Annotated in this window: 22 protein-coding genes; 8 read left to right on the top strand and 14 right to left on the bottom strand. The window is 55.5% G+C overall.

The window, feature by feature from the left end:
* Positions 1 to 342: 342 nt before the first annotated feature.
* Positions 343 to 1629: a crotonyl-CoA carboxylase/reductase gene (gene ccrA / locus AC2FHX_RS06565; RefSeq protein WP_496700878.1), complete on the bottom strand. Its 1287-nt coding sequence runs from the start codon at positions 1627 to 1629 to the stop codon at positions 343 to 345.
* Between the two features lie 115 nt (positions 1630 to 1744).
* Positions 1745 to 3130, bottom strand: coding sequence for a 1-acyl-sn-glycerol-3-phosphate acyltransferase (locus AC2FHX_RS06560; RefSeq protein ID WP_496700880.1), 1386 nt, complete (start codon positions 3128 to 3130; stop codon positions 1745 to 1747).
* A gap of 129 nt (positions 3131 to 3259) precedes the next feature.
* Between AC2FHX_RS06560 and AC2FHX_RS06555 the strand changes: the two genes are divergently transcribed.
* From AC2FHX_RS06555 to deoD, 3 genes are all read left to right on the top strand, one after another.
* On the top strand, positions 3260 to 5242 hold the full coding sequence (locus AC2FHX_RS06555) for a protein meaA (protein WP_496691892.1): 1983 nt from the start codon (positions 3260 to 3262) through the stop codon (positions 5240 to 5242).
* A 125-nt stretch (positions 5243 to 5367) separates the two neighbouring features.
* Positions 5368 to 5685 carry an H-NS histone family protein gene (locus tag AC2FHX_RS06550; RefSeq protein ID WP_496700882.1) on the top strand — a complete coding sequence of 106 codons (318 nt, stop codon included), beginning with the start codon at positions 5368 to 5370 and terminating at the stop codon, positions 5683 to 5685.
* 17 nt (positions 5686 to 5702) lie between these two features.
* Positions 5703 to 6413 carry a purine-nucleoside phosphorylase gene (gene deoD, locus AC2FHX_RS06545; RefSeq protein ID WP_496700884.1) on the top strand — a complete coding sequence of 237 codons (711 nt, stop codon included), beginning with the start codon at positions 5703 to 5705 and terminating at the stop codon, positions 6411 to 6413.
* A gap of 39 nt (positions 6414 to 6452) precedes the next feature.
* Here the strand turns inward: deoD and AC2FHX_RS06540 are convergent, their stop codons facing one another.
* The 3 genes from AC2FHX_RS06540 to AC2FHX_RS06530 form a co-directional block, all read right to left on the bottom strand.
* Positions 6453 to 6650, bottom strand: coding sequence for a hypothetical protein (locus tag AC2FHX_RS06540; protein ID WP_496700886.1), 198 nt, complete (start codon positions 6648 to 6650; stop codon positions 6453 to 6455).
* Positions 6651 to 6700: 50 nt separating this feature from the next.
* Positions 6701 to 6841 carry a hypothetical protein gene (locus tag AC2FHX_RS06535; RefSeq protein ID WP_496691784.1) on the bottom strand — a complete coding sequence of 47 codons (141 nt, stop codon included), beginning with the start codon at positions 6839 to 6841 and terminating at the stop codon, positions 6701 to 6703.
* A 136-nt stretch (positions 6842 to 6977) separates the two neighbouring features.
* Complete coding sequence (locus AC2FHX_RS06530) at positions 6978 to 7757, bottom strand: succinate dehydrogenase iron-sulfur subunit (RefSeq protein ID WP_496693580.1); 780 nt, start codon at positions 7755 to 7757, stop codon at positions 6978 to 6980.
* A 158-nt stretch (positions 7758 to 7915) separates the two neighbouring features.
* Here AC2FHX_RS06530 and AC2FHX_RS06525 point away from each other — a divergent pair, with 158 nt between their 5' ends.
* Both AC2FHX_RS06525 and AC2FHX_RS06520 read left to right on the top strand, forming a co-directional pair.
* Entirely contained in the window at positions 7916 to 8983 is a 1068-nt protein-coding gene (locus tag AC2FHX_RS06525; RefSeq protein ID WP_496700888.1) for a glycosyltransferase family 4 protein, read from the top strand.
* Positions 8976 to 9842 (top strand): FkbM family methyltransferase, encoded by an 867-nt coding sequence (locus tag AC2FHX_RS06520; protein ID WP_496730566.1) that lies wholly within the window; start codon positions 8976 to 8978, stop codon positions 9840 to 9842. The genes AC2FHX_RS06525 and AC2FHX_RS06520 overlap by 8 nt, the downstream gene beginning before the upstream one ends.
* Before the next feature lie 78 nt (positions 9843 to 9920).
* Here AC2FHX_RS06520 and sdhA read toward each other — a convergent pair whose 3' ends face one another.
* From sdhA to AC2FHX_RS06480, 8 genes are all read right to left on the bottom strand, one after another.
* Entirely contained in the window at positions 9921 to 11729 is a 1809-nt protein-coding gene (gene sdhA / locus AC2FHX_RS06515; RefSeq protein WP_496700892.1) for a succinate dehydrogenase flavoprotein subunit, read from the bottom strand.
* 25 nt (positions 11730 to 11754) lie between these two features.
* Positions 11755 to 12126, bottom strand: coding sequence for a succinate dehydrogenase, hydrophobic membrane anchor protein (locus AC2FHX_RS06510; protein WP_496700894.1), 372 nt, complete (start codon positions 12124 to 12126; stop codon positions 11755 to 11757).
* A gap of 11 nt (positions 12127 to 12137) precedes the next feature.
* The gene (gene sdhC / locus AC2FHX_RS06505) at positions 12138 to 12521 is read right to left on the bottom strand and encodes a succinate dehydrogenase, cytochrome b556 subunit (RefSeq protein WP_142635496.1); all 384 of its coding nucleotides are present in this window, start codon (positions 12519 to 12521) and stop codon (positions 12138 to 12140) included.
* Positions 12522 to 12720: 199 nt separating this feature from the next.
* Entirely contained in the window at positions 12721 to 13383 is a 663-nt protein-coding gene (locus tag AC2FHX_RS06500) for a DUF1194 domain-containing protein (RefSeq protein ID WP_496700896.1), read from the bottom strand.
* A 50-nt stretch (positions 13384 to 13433) separates the two neighbouring features.
* Complete coding sequence (locus AC2FHX_RS06495) at positions 13434 to 14462, bottom strand: MaoC family dehydratase (protein WP_496676575.1); 1029 nt, start codon at positions 14460 to 14462, stop codon at positions 13434 to 13436.
* Complete coding sequence (locus AC2FHX_RS06490; RefSeq protein WP_142635490.1) at positions 14462 to 14668, bottom strand: DUF1737 domain-containing protein; 207 nt, start codon at positions 14666 to 14668, stop codon at positions 14462 to 14464. The genes AC2FHX_RS06495 and AC2FHX_RS06490 overlap by 1 nt, the downstream gene beginning before the upstream one ends.
* A 12-nt stretch (positions 14669 to 14680) precedes the next feature.
* Positions 14681 to 15235, bottom strand: coding sequence for an NnrU family protein (locus AC2FHX_RS06485; protein ID WP_496688977.1), 555 nt, complete (start codon positions 15233 to 15235; stop codon positions 14681 to 14683).
* 6 nt (positions 15236 to 15241) lie between these two features.
* Positions 15242 to 16099, bottom strand: a complete 858-nt coding sequence (locus AC2FHX_RS06480; protein WP_496700898.1) for an HpcH/HpaI aldolase/citrate lyase family protein — start codon at positions 16097 to 16099, stop codon at positions 15242 to 15244.
* Between the two features lie 171 nt (positions 16100 to 16270).
* Between AC2FHX_RS06480 and AC2FHX_RS06475 the strand changes: the two genes are divergently transcribed.
* Positions 16271 to 16570, top strand: a complete 300-nt coding sequence (locus AC2FHX_RS06475) for a hypothetical protein (RefSeq protein WP_496700900.1) — start codon at positions 16271 to 16273, stop codon at positions 16568 to 16570.
* On the opposite strand, the gene AC2FHX_RS06470 is transcribed toward AC2FHX_RS06475, so the two are convergent.
* Complete coding sequence (locus tag AC2FHX_RS06470) at positions 16567 to 17322, bottom strand: sulfite exporter TauE/SafE family protein (RefSeq protein ID WP_496700902.1); 756 nt, start codon at positions 17320 to 17322, stop codon at positions 16567 to 16569. The two genes, AC2FHX_RS06475 and AC2FHX_RS06470, sit on opposite strands and share 4 nt — an antisense overlap.
* Before the next feature lie 161 nt (positions 17323 to 17483).
* On the opposite strand from AC2FHX_RS06470, the gene mdh reads away from it, so the two are divergent.
* Both mdh and AC2FHX_RS06460 read left to right on the top strand, forming a co-directional pair.
* Positions 17484 to 18446: a malate dehydrogenase gene (gene mdh / locus AC2FHX_RS06465; RefSeq protein ID WP_142635480.1), complete on the top strand. Its 963-nt coding sequence runs from the start codon at positions 17484 to 17486 to the stop codon at positions 18444 to 18446.
* 69 nt (positions 18447 to 18515) lie between these two features.
* Positions 18516 to 19364 carry a putative nucleotide-diphospho-sugar transferase gene (locus tag AC2FHX_RS06460; RefSeq protein ID WP_271948429.1) on the top strand — a complete coding sequence of 283 codons (849 nt, stop codon included), beginning with the start codon at positions 18516 to 18518 and terminating at the stop codon, positions 19362 to 19364.
* Positions 19365 to 19567: the final 203 nt, after the last annotated feature.

The following is a 19567-nucleotide window of genomic DNA, read 5'->3' as shown; positions in this document are numbered from 1 at the left end:
CTGCATGGACGCAATCTCGGCCGCTGCGATCAACTTGGTATCATCAAGCTGCTCGGCAAGTGCGGTCAAACCGTTTTCAACAGCGAAGGCGTTGAGGTCCGACAAAACGTCCAGTATCCACTCATTATGCGCCATCTAAAGTCTCTCCGAAACGGTTAACGAAGGGTTAACACAACCATAACATGTGAGATGCTTTTAAGCCTATTCACTGGTTTCTACTCCCCAAAACTAGCGGGTCACGACTTCGCAACCCACTGTAATTATTGCCTAATGCCTAGAAATAGATGCACCCGCGCTCGCTCGATGCGATTCGCGGGTGCTAATATTCTTTTTTTTGGGGGCTCAGCCTTTTGCGTCTAGAACCTCTTCAAGCGTGCGCAAGCCCGTCTGCGGCGCCTGAACCAGAACCGACATGTTGCCTGGTTTATGCTCATTCCGCATCATCTTCATATGCGCGTCGGGCAATTCACCCCAGGCAAACACTTCGGACATGCAGGGATCCAGACGGCGTTCGACCATCAGTTGGTTCGCGGCAGCAGCCTGCTTGAGATGCGCAAAATGCGAACCTTGCAGGCGTTTCTGATGCATCCACATATAGCGAACGTCGAAAGTCAGGTTATAGCCGGTGGTACCGGCGCAGATCACAACCATACCACCTTTTTTCACGACAAAGGTCGACACCGGAAAAGTGCTTTCGCCGGGATGTTCAAACACCATGTCGACATTCTTGCCTTTGCCGGTGATTTCCCAGATCGCCTTGCCGAATTTGCGCGCCTCTTTGAACCAGTCCGCATATTCCGGTGTGTTTACTGTGGGCAACTGACCCCAGCAGTTAAAGTCTTTGCGATTCAGCACGCCCTTGGCGCCCAGCCCCATAACAAAGTCACGCTTGCTTTCGTCCGAGATCACGCCGATCGCGTTGGCGCCTGCGGTATTGATCAGCTGGATCGCATAAGAGCCCAGGCCGCCCGAGGCACCCCAGACCAGAACGTTCTGGCCCGGCTTCAGATCATGCGGCTCGTGCCCGAACAGCATCCGATACGCGGTCGCCAGCGTCAGAGTATAGCAAGCGCTTTCTTCCCAGGTCAGGTGCTTGGGGCGCGGCATCAACTGCTGGGCTTGAACGTTGGTGAACTGTGCAAAAGACCCATCCGGCGTTTCATAACCCCAGATCCGCTGGCTGTCCGAATACATCGGATCGCCACCATTACAATGTTCGTCGTCGCCATCGTCCTGGTTGCAGTGAATGACAACCTCGTCGCCCACTTTCCAGCGCGTTACTTTCGAACCCACGGCCCATACGATCCCTGAAGCGTCAGAACCGGCGATATGATACGGGGCCTTGTGGCCGTCAAAGGGCGAGATCGGCTTGCCCAGGGATGCCCAGACGCCGTTATAGTTAACGCCCGCCGCCATCACCAGAACCAACACCTCGTGGCTGTCCAGCTCTGGTACGTCCACGACTTCCTGGACCATCGCAGTATTCGGTTCCCCGTGGCGTTCCTTACGGATTGCCCAAGCATACATTTTCTTAGGCACAAACCCCATCGGAGGGATTTCACCCATTTCATAGAGGTCTTTTTCCGGCGCGTCGTAAGTTGCGATACCGCTGTCGGTGTCCAGAGCCATGTTGGCCTCCTTATTTCTCATTCCTGTTTGCCGCGATGCAGAAGCGCTTGCGTTGGATGATGAGATATTGGCCTGAAGGAAATAATGCAATAGATTTTGCATCATTTTTGTAATTTTATGACCCAGCGCCTGCAGAAACTTCTTTCGCTGCCGCAGCATCAGGCCAGCCGTCGCCAATCGGGGCTGAGGCTGCATAGTAGTCGAGCAGATCAACCCTTTGCCCGGATTGAGATATTTTCCCACCTTCTCGTTTCAGAATTCTGCGTTCGACCAGCTGATCCAAGGCAGCTGAAACCGCAGACTCATCCTGATCACCCAAAGTTCCGTCACGTTGCAAAAACCCGGTGATCAAGCTTTTAAGCTCGTCTTCGGGCATTTCTCCTTTGGTGCGAACCAGCCAGCACGCTGCAGGAACAGGCGCCTGCGGAATCGCTTCTTTGATCCGTTGCATGAGTTCGCGCGCGAGATCAGTCATCACATCGTCATGGGCGGTGCGGAATTCCTTCAATGAAATAGGGTGACCATATCGCACCCCAGCAAATCCAAACCGCTGGTAGCGACCGGTCAGACGCCTACCTATCTGTTTCAACATCCACCCAGTTATGACCCCGATCCGGGCACGAAATTGTCTTTGATTGCCAAGTGCGGCCTTGGTCAGGATCGTATCTTCAAGAACCCGGTCATAGTTTAGCGCAACGGGAACAAACACCACATCCGCCCCATCCGCGCTGGCACCATCGATTATGTATTTCAAAAGCCCCAGCTTGGGGCGTGCCATAGCCCCCGTCAGGCTCAGCCCGCCTTCGGGGAACATAGCCTGTGTGACACCGGCATCGGTGGCATGCCGGACATAGCAGGCCAATACCTGACGATAGAGTTCGCTGCCGGATTTGCGGCGAATAAAATAGGCCCCCATCGCACGAATCAACCGACTGAGCGGCCAAACACGCGCCCATTCGCCAACAGCATAAGACAAAGCCGATTGCTGGGCCGCCAGATAGGTGACCAGCACATAATCCATGTTGCTGCGGTGGTTCATCACAAAAACAACTGTCGCATTTGGATCAATATCTTTCAGGGCATCTTCATCCTGATAACTAAGCCGTACATCATAAAAGGCGTTGCTCAGAATCCGCGCCAACCGGATGGCGATACTGAAATAGGCAACGGCGGAAAAAGAAGGCACGATCTCGCGCGCATACCGCTGGGCCTGTTCAAAGGCGACCGCTTCGGGGATGCCTTCTTCACGTGCGTGCTGCTGCACGGCCTGCCCTACCTGAGGATCATAGATCAGGCGTTGAATCATATCGTGGCGTCGGGCCAGCTTGAATGGCTGTATCGGGCGCTGCAGGCGCGTGTTCAGGCGTTTGACCGCGCGCTCCAACCTACGACGAAAAAACCACCGCACAGACGGAAACAGAAAATGCGAGGCCAGTGTGACCGCGGCGAATACCAGGATCAACAAAAACAGCCAAAGCGGAAGTTCCACGGTCTGTGTCATAAATGCACCCTGCCACCAATCGCTGCATCCCACAATCGGCACAACCGGAAATGCCGCGACGCAGCGAATTGACATGTCCCGAAAATTGCGCTTTAGAACCCATGAACGTAATTTTCTTGCCCACCCGCAATACGAGGCCCAGTTATGACGCAGACGCAGAAAGATCGCCCCTGGCTCATCCGAACCTATGCCGGTCATTCCACCGCCAAAGCGTCCAACGCGCTGTATCGCGGGAATCTGGCCAAGGGTCAGACGGGTCTGTCAGTGGCCTTCGATCTGCCGACGCAAACCGGCTATGACAGCGATCACACGCTGGCACGCGGCGAGGTTGGTAAAGTGGGTGTACCGATCAGCCATCTGGGCGACATGCGGGTTTTGTTCGACCAGATCCCGTTGGAACAGATGAACACGTCGATGACGATAAACGCCACGGCTCCTTGGTTGCTGGCGCTCTATATAGCGGTTGCCGAGGAACAGGGCGCCGATGTCTCTAAACTGCAGGGCACGGTTCAGAACGATCTGATCAAGGAATATCTGAGCCGTGGCACTTATGTTTGCCCGCCGAAACCATCGCTCAAGATGATCGCGGATGTGGCCGAGTATTGCTATTCCAATGTGCCGAAATGGAACCCGATGAACGTCTGCTCCTATCATCTGCAAGAGGCCGGCGCGACGCCGGAACAAGAGCTGGCCTATGCGCTGGCCACAGCCATCGCCGTGTTGGATGAGCTGCGCCCGCGCGTCCCAGCCGAGGATTTCCCAGCATTGTGCGGACGGATTTCGTTCTTTGTGAATGCCGGCATCCGCTTTGTCACCGAGATGTGCAAAATGCGCGCCTTTGTGGATCTTTGGGATGAAATCTTGCAACAACGTTATGACGTAGAAAACCCGAAATTCCGCCGCTTCCGTTATGGGGTGCAGGTGAACTCACTGGGACTGACCGAGCAGCAGCCGGAAAACAACGTCTACCGTATCCTGATCGAAATGCTGGCGGTGACCTTGTCGAAAAAGGCCCGTGCCCGCGCGGTTCAGCTGCCCGCATGGAACGAGGCCCTTGGCCTGCCCCGCCCGTGGGATCAGCAGTGGTCGATGCGGATGCAACAGATTCTTGCCTATGAAACCGACCTGCTGGAATATGGCGATCTGTTCGACGGCAACCCGGCCGTAGACGCCAAAGTCGAAGAATTGAAACAGGGCGCGCGGGCCGAACTGGCGAACCTGGATTCGATGGGGGGTGCTGTCGCTTCGATCGAATACATGAAGTCCCGTTTAGTCGATTCCAACGCAGAGCGCCTCAACCGGATCGAGCGCAACGAGACCATTGTGGTCGGCGTGAACAAATGGGTCGAGGGCGAGCCCTCACCCCTGGAAACCGAAGACGGCGGCATCATGGTCGTTGATCCGGCAGTAGAGCAGGAACAGATCAACCGCCTGAACGAATGGCGCACCGAACGGGATGGCGCGGCAGTTGCAGCAGCGCTGGCCGCTTTGCGTGAGGCCGCACAATCCGGTGCGAATGTAATGGAGCCGTCAATCGTCGCCGCCAAGGCTGGCGTCACCACCGGCGAATGGGCCGAAGAGATGCGCAAAGTCTATGGCACATATCGCGGCCCGACCGGCGTTTCCGGCTCGGTCTCAAACAAAACCGAAGGGCTGGAGGACTTGCGCTCGGCCGTTGACGCGGTCAGCGACAAGCTGGGGCGTCGCCTGAAGTTCCTGGTCGGCAAGCCCGGCCTGGACGGTCATTCAAACGGCGCCGAACAGATCGCCTTCCGCGCCCGCGATTGCGGCATGGACATCAGCTATGACGGCATCCGTCTGACACCCGAGGAAATTGTGGCCGCCGCAATCGAGGACAAAGCCCATGTGATCGGCCTGTCGATTCTGTCCGGCAGTCACATACCGTTGGTTCAGGACGTTCTGAACCGTCTGCGCGAGGCGGGCCTGAACGATGTTCCTGTTGTTGTCGGTGGCATTATCCCTGATGACGATGCTGAAAAGCTCAAAGCGATGGGTGTGGCCAAAATCTACACACCAAAAAACTTCGAGTTGAATGCAATCATGGGCGACATAGTTTCCTTGGTTGATCCGCAAAACCTGGCCGCTGAATAACCGCCAATTTGCCACCCATTTTCCCCGTATCTATCGCCTTCGCGAAAGGGATAGATAATGGATGCTTTTAGAACTACGGTGACTCTTCGGGGACATTGTAATTCGGTAACATCAGGGGAATGTAAATGGGAATGAATCTCGAAAAGATGACGCGCAATGAACTGTTGGAATTGCGTGCCAATGTAGATGTGGCGCTGAAAGCAGCCGAAAGACGTGATAGGAAAGAGGCTTTGAAAGCCGCTCAGAAAGCCGCAGCGGAATTTGGGTTTTCCCTTTCCGAACTTTCTGATGGGTCCTCGAAATCTCTTAAGGTATCGAAAACAAAAGCAAAATACCGAAATCCATCCAACCACGATCAAACCTGGTCGGGACGCGGTCGCAAGCCGCATTGGGTACACGAAGCTTTCAAAGCCGGAGCGGATATTTCGGATATGGAAATCTGAATGGAATTGATAACGAAATGACGATTCATATAGGCGCCGAAAAAGGCGAAATCGCTGAAACAGTTCTTTTACCCGGTGATCCTTACCGGGCAAAATGGGCTGCAGAAGCTTTTCTGGATAACGCCAAATTGGTGAATGACGTGCGTGGCATGTTGGGCTTCACCGGAACCTGGAAAGGTAATCCGGTCACGATTCAAGGCAGCGGTATGGGAATGCCCTCGCTGTCAATTTACGTGAATGAATTGATCCGCGATTTTGGCGCCAGAACTTTGATCCGTATAGGGTCATGTGGCGGGATGCAGGACAGTGTGAACATTCGTGATGTCATTTTGGCGATGACTTCGACCACGCTCAGCACGCCGTCTCGAGGGATCATGAAAGAGCTCAACTTTGCACCTTGCGCGGATTGGAGCCTGTTGCAGGCCGCCTTTCAGGCTGCGGCAAACAAAGGAACACCAACTCATGTTGGCGGGATTTATTCCTCGGATGTGTTCTACGATGAACGTCCCGATCTGAACGAACAGATGGTACGTCACGGCATTCTGGGCGTCGAAATGGAAGCCGCCGAACTTTACATCCTGGCCGCGCGCCACAAGTGCCGGGCCCTTGCCGTGCTGACCGTTTCCGACCACTTGCTGACAGGAGAAGCTCTGCCATCGTCCGAACGTGAAAGCAGCTTTGGCGACATGGTTGAGATCGCACTTCAGGCGGCGTTTCCAAAGGCTTAGCAAACGAGTTGGGGCAGGGTCGACCCTGTCCCGCATCGGCTATCTACCGGTCGATCCCTTTAAACACTGCTTGGGGCTTTCCGCCCCATCGGTCTGAGCACCGCAGAACGAACAGACCCATTGCCCTTCTTTTCGGTGCTGGCGCCAGCGGCATTCACGCGTCAGTGACGAAGTACGGGCGCGCCACAGAAAATAGGCGAATACGGCGGCGGCAAGAAGCAGAAGAAAAACAGGCATTCTCCTGCTTTGCTGATCAGTCGGTTGTTTTCAAGCCCTGCAATCGCAGATCAGGCAGCATTTGCGTATTCGAACAGCTCTGGCATCCGCTCTGAAGTGGGGATTACCGTTTCTGGCGTATAATAGGCCCATGCCAGTTCCAGCAATTCCAGGGCTTCGGCGGCATCAGCGGAGTTGGTTTTGGTTCTCATCGGAGTGATCCCATTGTGACATAATCACTCCTCCCTGAGCCAAACATAGGACAGGCTGCAGGCGTTCACACCACATATTCTTGCAAATGGGAATTGCACCTACCGCAACACAGCAGACACATGGATCAAGTCCGCCTCACACCGTGCGTTCGACCATCAACTTTTTGATCTCGGCGATTGCCTTTGCAGGGTTCAGACCCTTCGGGCAGGTTTTGGCGCAGTTCATGATCGTGTGGCAACGATACAGCTTGAACGGATCTTCCAACTCATCCAGGCGCTCACCCGTTGCCTCATCTCGGCTGTCAATAATCCAACGATATGCATGCAGCAGAGCCGCCGGGCCAAGATAGCGGTCGCCATTCCACCAATAACTTGGGCACGAGGTCGAGCAGCTGGCACACATCACACATTCATAAAGACCATCCAGCTTTTTGCGGTCTTCAATGGATTGCTTCCACTCTTTCGCAGGCCGGTTGGTCTTGGTTTCTAGCCAGGGCATGATGCTTGCGTGCTGGGCATAGAAATGGGTCAGGTCCGGAATCAGGTCCTTGACCACAGGCATATGGGGCAAAGGATAGATTTTCACATCGCCCTTGATCTCATCCATGCCATAGATACAGGCCAGCGTGTTGATCCCGTCGATATTCATCGCACAGGACCCACAAATGCCCTCGCGGCAAGACCGGCGGAAGGTCAAGGTTGGGTCGATCTCATTCTTGATCTTGATCAGCGCATCCAAAATCATCGGACCGCAGCTGTCCATATCGACGAAATAGGTATCCACCCGGGGATTTTGACCGTCGTCAGGATTCCAGCGATAGATCTGGAACTTGCGCACATTCGTCGCGCCCTCTGGCTTGGGCCATGTCTTTCCGGTGGTAATCCGAGAATTTTTTGGCAGGGTGAGTTGTACCATTTCCGACCTCGCTAAATTCCCGTGTATAGATACACGCTGCAAGTGCGAAAGCCAACCATTTAGCCTTGAAAACAGTCAATAAAGATGGGTGATTTCACCTTTACATTGAGCTTATGTGCATGGAGTCTGCACCCGAGAAAGCAAAAGCTGAGTGCCGTATGCAGACACGAGTATTGAATATTCCCTATGGCACCAAAAACCCCTATCAAAACATGATGTACAGCGCATGCGAGCCAGAGTTTTCTCTAGCTGCAATGAAACAGCTGAACTTTGCAGAGATTGCGAAACCAGAATTTCAGACCGAACACGGAATCCTGCATATCCAATGGGATGACAGGCTGTTTCCGATCATGGATGGTGAAGATCCCGCGAACAACGCTCTGTTTCAAGATGCCGTGTCGGGACTTGAGCTGTATAAATCAAACGGTGGTCGCGTCATCTGGACCATTCACAATCGCGCCGCGCATTCAGCGCGTGAGGGCAACGATGGATTTCACGCGGCGCGACGCAAGTTGGCAGAGCTGGTCGATATGATCCATGTCCATACCCCAAATGCGCGACAACATATGATCGCCCAATATGACGCGGAGCCGAATAAGATTTGCCTGATCCCTCACCCAAGCTATCTAGGCGTTTATGAAAGCGCTGAAATCACGCTTGCGCGCCTGATGCAACCACGCGATCAGACTCACTTTTTGACCTTTGGCGCGATGCGCGGAAACCGCGAGTTGGACCGGCTTCATTTCGCCATCCGGAAGCTAACCAACAGGGGTTTCGACTTTCATATGTCAGTGGTAGGCCGAGTCTTTCGGCCCAGTCGGCGATTGGTACGACGGCTGGACGCCATTTCAAACGTAACCGTGATAGGCGAACGCGTAGAAGATGAGGCCATTCCGAGTGTTTTTTCCCAAGCTCACGCCTATGTTTTGCCATCTACACAAACCTTCACCTCTGGAACCGCAATGCTTGCCATGACCTTCGGCTTGCCAGTTGTCGCCCCGGACATTGAACCCCACCGGCAGACGACCCCGGAATCCTGTCATGATCTACTGTATCCGGCACAAAACCCTCGAGGACTGATCCGCATGATGATGAAGGTGATGGAAATGTCCGATTCAGAACTGGCTGAAAAACGTAGGGCGTGCTTCGAATTCGCTCAGGAACGCGCGCCAGAGCGGATCAGCCGCAAGTTGGCCGAAGCGCTTACGGTTCTAAGAAATGGATAATCTTTTCAGCGCCCGCATTTCTGCTTTGTACGATCTTCTGGATTTGACCAGTTTTGTACGCATTGCCGATATTGGCGCCAATCCAATGCGCCATGACGCCCCTTACCGTGACCTACTAAAGAACAAATTTTGCAATGTCATCGGTTTCGAACCTCAGGAAAATACGATGAAAGAGGTCGTCCGCAATAAAGGTGCAAATGAAGAGTATTTCAACTTTGCAGTCGGAGACGGCAAACCGGCCTTGTTGAATATCTACAAGGGCTCGGGTTTGACATCCTTGCTGAAAATAAGGGGAAAAACTCTTTTTTACCTACGCGGCCTACGCAATGCTGCAAGGCAAATTGGCAGTATGGAGATGCAGACGCAGCGGCTGGATGATATCGCAGGTTTGGGTCCAGTGGACTTTCTGAAAATCGATATTCAGGGCGCCGAGCTTTCGGTATTTACCTCGGCGGAAAACACGCTGAAAAATGTCGCCGCCATACAGACCGAAGTGTCGTTTTTTCCATTGTACGAGAATCAGCCAGGTTTTGGCGAGGTTGACACATTTCTCAGAAAATTGGGGTTTTTGCCTCATAGTTTTACGCAAATCGAGAACAGGCTGGTCATATCGAAATGGTCGGGAGTTCTTTCGGACTTTGAATCGACTCAAATGCTGGACGGGGACATTATCTATCTCAGGGACTTGTCTGATCCTGCAGAGCTGAATAGCCAGATGCTAAAGCGACTGGCAATTCTAACCGAAGGTGTTTTTGGGTTCACAGATGTCAGCCTGAAAATTCTCGACATATTGGCACAGCGTCAGGAAATCTCTGAAGCCGATGTGAATGAGTACATTGAAACATTCATCTCGCCATAGCCGATTGGCTAAGTACAGATATTACGTACCCATAGAATTTGAGCAGTCCGGTGGTTGGTCGCGGACTGCCCAATCACATCAGAAAGTCCGCGCCTTGGGCGCGATTTTCTTCAGGCTGATTCCGCCTTCTGCTTCGGTGCTCAGCGGATCGACGATCACCGGGCGATAGCTGAGATCGACCTTGTTGCCGTCCACGCGGGACACCGTGTGAACGCGCCAGTTTTTGTCGTCGCGTTCGCTGAAATCCTCATGCGCATGGGCACCACGGCTTTCCTTGCGCGCTTCGGCACCGACGATGGTGGCCAACGCACTTGGCATCAGGTTGGTCAGTTCCAGCGTTTCCATCAGATCGCTGTTCCAGACCAGCGAGCGGTCGGTGACTTTCAGGTCGTCCATCTTGGCGGCAATCGCCGTCATCTTTTCAACGCCTTCAGCCATGGTTTTGGCGGTGCGGAATACGGCCGCGTCAGCCTGCATGGTCTTTTGCATCTCAAGCCGCAGATCGGCGGTCGGGATCGCTCCGCTGGCGTTACGGACGGTGTCAAAGCGATCAAAGGCTTTGTCGACCGACCCCTGGTTCAGAACCGGGTTGGCGCTATCGGCATCCACGACCTTGCCGGCCCGGATCGCCGCCGCGCGGCCAAAGACCACCAGATCGATCAGCGAGTTTGAGCCCAAACGGTTCGCCCCATGGACCGAGGCACAACCCGCCTCACCCACAGCCATCAGGCCGGGCACGACAGCGGTTGGATCATCGGCGGTGGGGTTCAGAACTTCACCCCAATAGTTGGTCGGGATACCGCCCATGTTGTAATGCACGGTCGGCAGAACCGGGATCGGCTCTTTGGTCACGTCCACACCGGCAAAGATCTTGGCGCTTTCGGAAATACCGGGCAGACGTTCGGCCAATGCCTCGGCAGGCAAGTGGCTGAGGTTCAGGTGGATGTGGTCGCCCTCTGCACCCACACCACGTCCTTCGCGGATTTCCATGGTCATCGAGCGCGAGACATAGTCGCGCGGTGCCAGGTCTTTGTACTGAGGCGCATAGCGCTCCATGAACCGTTCGCCTTCGGAATTGGTCAGGTACCCGCCCTCACCCCGCGCACCTTCGGTGATCAGACAGCCCGAGCCGTAGATGCCGGTCGGGTGAAATTGAACGAACTCCATATCCTGCAGCGCCAGACCCGCGCGGGCCACCATACCGCCACCGTCACCGGTACAGGTATGGGCCGAAGTGGCGCTGAAATACGCCCGGCCATAGCCGCCGGTCGCCAGCACCACCATCTTGGCGTTGAACACATGCATGGTGCCATCGTCCAGCTTCCAGCAGACAACGCCCTGACACTGTCCGTCGTCGGACATGATCAGATCGATGGCAAAATATTCGATGTAGAACTCAGCATTGTTTTTCAACGACTGACCATAGAGCGTGTGCAGGATCGCGTGGCCGGTCCGGTCAGCGGCGGCACAGGTCCGCTGCACGGCGGGGCCTTCGCCAAATTCGGTGGTGTGGCCACCAAAGGGACGCTGATAAATCTTGCCTTCCTCGGTCCGGCTGAAGGGCACACCGTAATGCTCTAGCTCATAGACCGCCTTGGGTGCCTCACGTGCGAGGTATTCCATCGCGTCGGTGTCGCCCAGCCAGTCCGAGCCCTTGACCGTGTCGTACATATGCCACTGCCAGTGGTCAGGACCCATATTCGACAGCGACGCCGCGATGCCGCCCTGTGCGGCAACCGTGTGCGAGCGGGTCGGGAACACCTTGGTCACGCATGCCGTACGCAGACCCTGTTCCGCCATACCCAGCGTTGCGCGAAGACCTGCACCACCTGCGCCTACGACAACGACGTCGTATTCGTGGGTTTCGTATTCATATGCTGCTGTCATTGTTCTTATTCCTTACCGCGCATCATCACAGGGCGAGTTTCACCAGGGCAAACAGCCCTGCAACCATCAGCGTGTAGCCAAACGCCCACATCGCAACCAGCGTCACTTTCTCGGCGACACCATGGATATAGTCTTCGATGGCCTCCTGCGCTTCGTACATCAGCTGCAACAGGGCAACGATCAGTGTCAGCGCGCATATGATCGCCGGGAAGGGGCGACTGAAATAAGCCAGAACCTCTTCGTAGGTTCCGCCCAGACCGGCACCAAATGTGAAGATGAAGAGAGGAATCAGAACGGTCAGGATCATGGCCCGGACCATTGTGTTCCAATGTGTTTGGGTTCCGGATTTGCCCGCTCCCAGACCCTCGGCGCGTTTACGGTCAGTCAGGTATCGCATCGAACGTCTCCTTAAACCACAAGAACGGTGATGATGGTCAGGATCGTGGCACCAACGAACATGCCCCATCCCAGCTTTTCAGAGAGATCGACATCCAGGCAGTAGCCGAAATCCCAAAAGACATGACGCAACCGGCCCAATGTGTGGTACCACAAACCCCAGGCCGCTCCGGTCATGACAAGATCACCGAACCAGCTGCGCAGAAACCCGTCTATGCCTGCAAAGGCCGCCTCAGAGGTTGCCGCCGCCAACAGCCACCACACCACAAGTGCTGCGATTGCGAACACGGCCAATCCAGTCATCCGAACCATGATCGACGACAGAGACGTCATCTGTGGGCGGTAGATGCGGATATGCGGTGAGAGCGGGCGGTTGCCCCGATTTACATCGCTCATGGCGGCTCCTTTTCGGTTGGCTTCCGAAGGTTTTACTGGTTTTTGCGACACTGTCACGTGCTGCAGCTGCAAAAAAGCTCAGAATTCGCGCAAAATGACAGATTAAGCGATAAAGTGATCACACAAAATATTCTTGTGATCACAAATCAAATAAGACGAAACAGATGTTAGCGCCTGCAGCTCCGAATCCCTGCCACACTTATTTCAGACCGGCCGTTTGCTGGGTCACTTCCCGCAACAGTTTCTTTCGGATGCGGGCCGGATAATCCTCGAACCCGGCCGCCGAAACGACAAACGCTCCCTCACCTACAATGACGTTCTCAAAGAAATAGGCCGTCAAGTCGGGTTCGCTTTCCTCGATGGCGATGGCATTTACCGTGACACCTTTCCCACGCAACACATCGTGAATCTCGGACGGTTCAACCCCTTCGTTGGAAACCCCATCACCCGAGATATCAATCAGGTGCCGTTTGCATTCGGTTACCTCGCTGAAACTGGACATTGTGGTCTCAAGCGCCTCACCGATTGCAGTCGAAAAATTGCGCCAGACTCTGGCATCTGCGGCCACCTGGTTGGCGAAACTATCTATGGCTTCAAAGCTATCCATATGTGTCCAGGGGATCGTCACCTTCTGACGAGAGGCTCCGGTCCATTGGACCAGCATCAACCGCGCATTCCCGCGCACCAGCGCCTCGGAGACGATGGGGTCACGCAATCCAGCGGCCAGGCCGTCCATTTGTATGCGGTATTCGTTCGAGTCCACCGATCCCGAGACATCAACGGCCAGAGCCAAAGCAAGATCACACGCCTCGGCGGTCGGGGCCAGAAAGAAACAGGCGACGAAAGAGCGAAGCAGAGACATGGTCGCAGCCTAGCACGAATATTGCAGGCTGCGTTCAAATGAATGTGGGGTCAGACTGGCATCAAAGCCCAGTAGTCGAGGTCCAACAGAACGTTGGGCAGATATCGGCCATCGTCATTTTTCAACTCGAATGGCTCTCCACCCTTCGTGGCGACCAGCCGCAACCGGACCGCCCCAACGCCGGGGATGCCGGTTTCGGCTTTGTCCAGCACCTCAGACCAGGCCTTAATGGTATCGCCTGAGAAGCAAGGGTTGGCATGGGCGCCACCGTTCAACCCGACGATCATCTGCGCATTTGCCAATCCATTGAACGACAGGGTCCGCGCCATCGAGATCACGTGCCCGCCATAGATCAGACGGCCTTCGGGGCGGAAGGTCAGATCGAAATGAACCTTGGCAGTGTTCTGCCAAAGCCGCGTGGCCAGCATATGCTCGGCTTCTTCCACCGTGACGCCGTCCACATGATCAATCTTTTCACCAATCGCGTAATCGCCCCACCGATGCGCCTCACCGGCCTGAACAAATTCATAGGAGGAAAAGTTCAGCCCTTGTGGCACTACCAGATCCTGAGGCTCCAGCGCCTGTTTCAACTCGGGCACCACCGTGTCCGGGGCGGGCGCGTCAGGGTTCGATTTGCGCACCATCACCCAGCGGACATACTCAATAACCACCTCATCGCGCTGGTTTAGGCCACGGGTTCGCACCCACACAACACCGGTTTTTCCGTTCGAGTTCTGCTTGACTCCAATCACTTCGGATTCCGACCGCAGCGTATCGCCGGGATAAACCGGCTTCAACCAACGCCCCTCAGCATAGCCCAGATTGGCCACTGCATTCAGCGATACATCAGGGACAGTCTTGCCAAACACCACGTGAAACGCCGCCAGATCATCGATCGGGCTTTGCGGCAGGCCACAATTCCGGGCGAACTCATCCGAGGAATACAGAGCATGACGCGCCGGATAGAGCGCATGATACAACGCCCGTTCGCCATCGGTCACGGTGCGAGGCACCGCGTGGTGCAGCACTTGCCCTACAGAATAATCCTCGAAGAAACGGCCCGGATTGGTTTTTGCCATTATTGCTGTCCCAGTTTCATTTCAGGGGAATAGTCGGTCGCAACCTCTTTGGTCACGGCCTGCGCACAACGCATCACGTTGTTTGCAGTGTCAAAGGCATAGGACGGGTCGCCATACAGCTCCCACCCTTTTGCCAGCGCGTCCGACACTTTGTGACAGAAGGCTGCGGTGTCTTCCTCGGTCAGCAGACGATAGAGTGTTGCCATGTTGTCAAACCTTTATGAACCAAACGGCGACGGGCCGACCAACCCGTGAATATAGCCGATAATGCCCAGCAGAACGATCGACGCGACAAAGAACATCGCATCCTTGCCGTAAGTGCCCGGCTCGCCCGGTGTCCAGTCCGGCTCGGATTTGTTGATCACGATCACTTCGACCACCGCCCAGGCCAGCAAGCCGCCGAACAGGACGATTGAGGCCAGATCACCATTGACCAGCAAATGCGCAAAGGCCCAGAGCTTCATGCCGCCCAGCATCGGGTGACGCAGCTTGTTCAGCAGACGACCCTTTTGGCCTGCGGGGCTCATCATATAGATGGCGATCAGCACCAACAGGTTGTTGACGTGGATCAGAAAGGTCGGCGGCGACCAGATTGGGATGAAATCGGTCATGCGATAACCGAAGATCATCAACAGGATTGACGCCAGCAGCGCCAGCGCCACCGCGCCCGCACCGCCTTTGCCCATCGCCGCGCGCTGGTCCGGCATCACGCGTTTGAACAGATGTGCAGCCCACCAGAGCGCCACACCAAGAATCAGAAGAACAAAGCCCATGCTGGCTTACCCCGCTTGCAAAGCTGAAATCGCCTCTGCTTTTGCCAGAATTTCACGGGCGGTTGCAACGTGCAGGTTTTCCACGATCTTGCCATCGACGACCGCGACGCCCTGCCCTTGTGCTTCGGTCTCTTCAAACGCGGTGATCTGGCGGCGGGCCAGATCGATTTCCTCATCCGATGGGGCGAAGGCGTCGTTGGTGACATCGACCTGTGCGGGATGGATCAGGGTCTTGCCGTCAAAGCCCATATCGCGGCCCTGCGCGCATTCTGCCGCCAGGCCTTCGCTGTCCTTGAAGGCGTTATAGACGCCATCGACGATGATCAGCCCCTCGGCTTTTGCGGCTAACAGGCACAGGCCCAGCGACGTCTGCAACGGCAGGCGGTCTCGGCGGAACCGTGTCTGCAATTCCTTGGCCAGATCGTTGGTGCCCATGACGAAGCCCGCCATCTGCGGATGCGCGGCAATTTCGGCGGCGTTCAGCATCCCGCGCGGCGTCTCCATCATGGCCCATATCGGCAGATCACCGGTTATTGCGGCCAATGCATCCACATCTGCAGCAGAATTCACTTTGGGCAGCAAAACCACATCCACGTCCATGTCCCGCACGGCTTGGGCATCGGCCAGGCCCCATTCGGTATCTAGGCCATTGATTCGTACGATCTTGACCCGCGCCCCATAACCGCCAGCAGCCAAGGCAGCCCCCAGCGTTTCGCGCGCGTTGTTTTTTTCGTCCGCCGCGACCGCATCTTCGAGGTCAAAAATAACCGCATCAACAGGCAGGTTGCGGGCCTTGTCCAACGCGCGGTCCTTGGAACCGGGAATGTACAATACAGAACGGTAGGGTCGCTGACGGGAGTCCATTGGCTTCGGCCTCTTGAAATAATGTTGCGCAGAATGGGGCATTTTCTGCAGGAAAGTTCAAGCGCAAACTTGCCGCACCGCAGCATTAACGACGCAACGTGCGTTCCTTTAACCGTATTTCGGTCTGCAACGGTCACCGTCTTGGCAGATCGCAATCAAAAGGGTTCACCGATGAGCAAGACGCTGTTCAAGATGACAATGGGGCTGGGTATCATGGTTTTGGCCGCCCAGCAGGTGCAGGCCCAAAGCTGCGCCCCCCGCGACGAGGTCCTAACTCGACTGGCCGAGACTTATGGCGAAACGCGTAAGAGCATTGGCATCGCCCGACAAGGTGCGGTGATGGAAGTCTTTGCCTCTGATCAAAGCGGAAGCTGGACTATTACGGTGACATTACCAGATGGAATGACCTGCCTTGTGGCTTCGGGCCAGTCCTACGAAGATATGGCCGAAGCACTGCCGCCCAATGTCTAGCTCAGGGCCTCCCAGATCAGTTTTGTTCCGGTCAGCATCAGCAAAACGTAGGCAATACCGAAGAACAGGCGTTCGGATATCATGAAATGCGCGCGCACACCCAGCCATGCACCAAGCACGGCAAATGGAGCCAGCAACAAGTCGGCCAGCGCAGTGTGCCATGTGAACAGACCCAGATAGGCATACGGAATGAATTTAGCGACATTGATGACCCAGAAGACCAGCACGGTGCTCGCCTGAAACTCGGTTTTCGACAGACGCTGCGAGATCAGATAGACGGCGGCGGGTGGGCCGCCCGCATGACTGACAAAGCTGGTGAACCCGGCGACCAACCCCGCAAAAATTCCCGCAAATGGCGGTAGACGATTGGCAAAGCCGCGGATCCAGCCCTTTCTCTGGGCCACATGCCAGATCACGAACCCCACTGAAATTCCTCCGATCAGCAGGCGCAGAAGGTCGTCATTCGTGGCGCGATACAGCCAGGCGCCCACTGCCACACCCGGCACTGCCCCCACGATCAGCAGGCGTGAATCCGGCCAGCTCCAGCGTTTCCAATAGGGGCCCAGCGTAGCGACGTCGATTACCATCAGAATTGGCAACATCAGTGCAAGCGCCTGTCCCGGTGTAAGGATCAGTGCCAGAATCGATGATGCGGCAAACGCCACCCCCGAGCCAAACCCACCCTTCGAGATGCCGGCGAAGATCACAGCAGGGATCGCCACGGCAAAAAACATCAGGTCCATCTCGAACATGCGGTGTCCCGTAAATATGCATGAGTCACAGGCGGTTTAGCGCAATCGGTAGGAGACATGCAAACGGTATGCGGTGGCATGCCGCGCCGCAGAAGGCTTGCGCAGCGCCGGTTTTAGGACTAGCAAAACCGCGATTTCAATACCGACCGGAGATTTTCCAAATGGCCAGACCCAAGATCGCGCTGATCGGCGCAGGTCAGATCGGCGGCACGCTCGCCCACCTCGCAGCAATGAAGGAACTCGGTGACGTCGTGCTGTTCGACATCGCCGAAGGCACTCCGGAAGGCAAGGCGCTGGATATCGCAGAATCCGGCCCTTCCGAAGGGTTCGACGCCAAGCTGAAAGGCACCCAGTCCTATGAGGACATCGCAGGCGCCGACGTTTGCATCGTCACCGCAGGTGTCCCACGCAAGCCAGGCATGAGCCGTGATGACCTGCTGGGCATCAACCTGAAAGTCATGAAGTCGGTCGGTGAAGGCATCGCCGCCAACGCGCCCGATGCTTTTGTCATCTGCATCACCAACCCACTGGACGCGATGGTCTGGGCTCTGCGTGAATTCTCGGGCATGCCGCACAACAAGGTCTGCGGCATGGCGGGCGTTCTGGACTCGGGCCGTTTTGCCCATTTCCTGTCGGAAGAGTTCAACGTGTCCATGCGCGACGTCACTGCCTTCGTTCTGGGTGGCCACGGCGACACCATGGTTCCTTCGGTTCGTTATTCTACCGTTGCGGGCATCCCGCTTCCCGATCTGGTCGAGATGGGCTGGACCACACAAGAGAAACTGGACGCAATCGTGCAGCGTACCCGAGACGGCGGGGCTGAAATCGTTGGCCTGCTGAAAACAGGTTCGGCTTTCTATGCGCCTGCCACATCGGCAATCGAAATGGCCGAAGCCTATCTGAAAGACCAGAAACGCGTCCTGCCCTGCGCCGCTTATTGCGACGGAGAGCTGGGTGTCGAAGGCATGTATGTCGGCGTACCCACCGTGATCGGCGCAGGCGGTATCGAGCGTATCGTCAACATCAAGCTCAACGAAGAAGAGCAGGCCGGTTTCGACAACTCGGTCAACGCCGTGAAGGGTTTGATCGAAGCGTGTAAAGGCATCGACAGCTCTCTGGCCTGATCCGCCTAATACCGTTAAACAGTGCCCGGCTCACCTTTGGTGGGCCGGGTCATTTTTTGGAAGATTGCCATGTCGCCCCAGGGATTTGTGATTGCCGCAAGCGGTAAGGATTACATCGAAACAGCGGTGGCAGCGGCTCGGTCGTTAAAGGTCGCCATGCCGGATGTACCGGTCGACCTGTTCACCGACCTCGAAAACATCCCGGGAACAGAAGTGTTTGACCAAATCCACATGCTGGACAAAAGCTGGTTCCGACCCAAGTTCGAAAGCCTTGTGCGGTCCCGGTTCGAAAAGACGGTCTATTTGGATGCCGATGTGCGCTGTCTGGCAGATATGTCGGATATCTTCACCGTCCTGGAGCAGTTTGATATCGCGATGGTCCATGACCCTTTACGCAACTCGGCCCATGCGCAACGTGTTTGGAAAACTCCGCTGCCCAACGCATTTCCCCATCTCAATGGCGGGCTGGTTGGAATTCGCACTTCGGACGCAGTGCTGGATTTCCTGCGAGATGTACAAGAGACTATCATCTCGGAAAACCTGACCTCAGATCAGGCGCTGATCCGCGAAAAGCTGTTTGCCAGCGCGTTGCGACTGGCAGTTCTGCCACCCGAGTACAACTTCCTCGATTATCGTCAGGCCGAGATGTTTGGTTTTCTGCACAGCGCCCCGCGCCTGCTGCATCACTACAAATTTCACAGCCGTCATGACAAGCGGCTGGACAGTGCAAGAACCGTCGCGGGTTTGGTGGGGCCCGATCTCGAACGTCATATCAACAGCCTTATCGAAGCCGACGCACAGCTCACGCCCGGCGCGTCGAAAAAAGTCCGACCACTGGTTGACAAAGGCTTGTTGGGCAAACTGCGCAAACTGGTGATGTCTGTGAAAAAGGGTATCGTCCGCCTCAGACGCGGATAGGTTAGCGCTAGCTTGAAAACGTCATATTCTATTGGGTGAATTTCCCGACGAATCAACGCTCAATACCGACTCAAGTTTTGTGATCACACCCCGAAATGCTGTGATCACAAATAATGAAAATCTTCGTGAAAAACCTACTCAACATCAAAAAAGCCTTTAAACTTGCCCCTTAGACACGCCTATATCGGTCAATCGTAGTCAGA

Source organism: Ruegeria sp. CDSC042 (assembly GCF_059610745.1).
The sequence above is the reverse complement of the archived record's forward strand: the minus strand, read 5'-3'. Positions and strand labels throughout refer to the sequence as shown.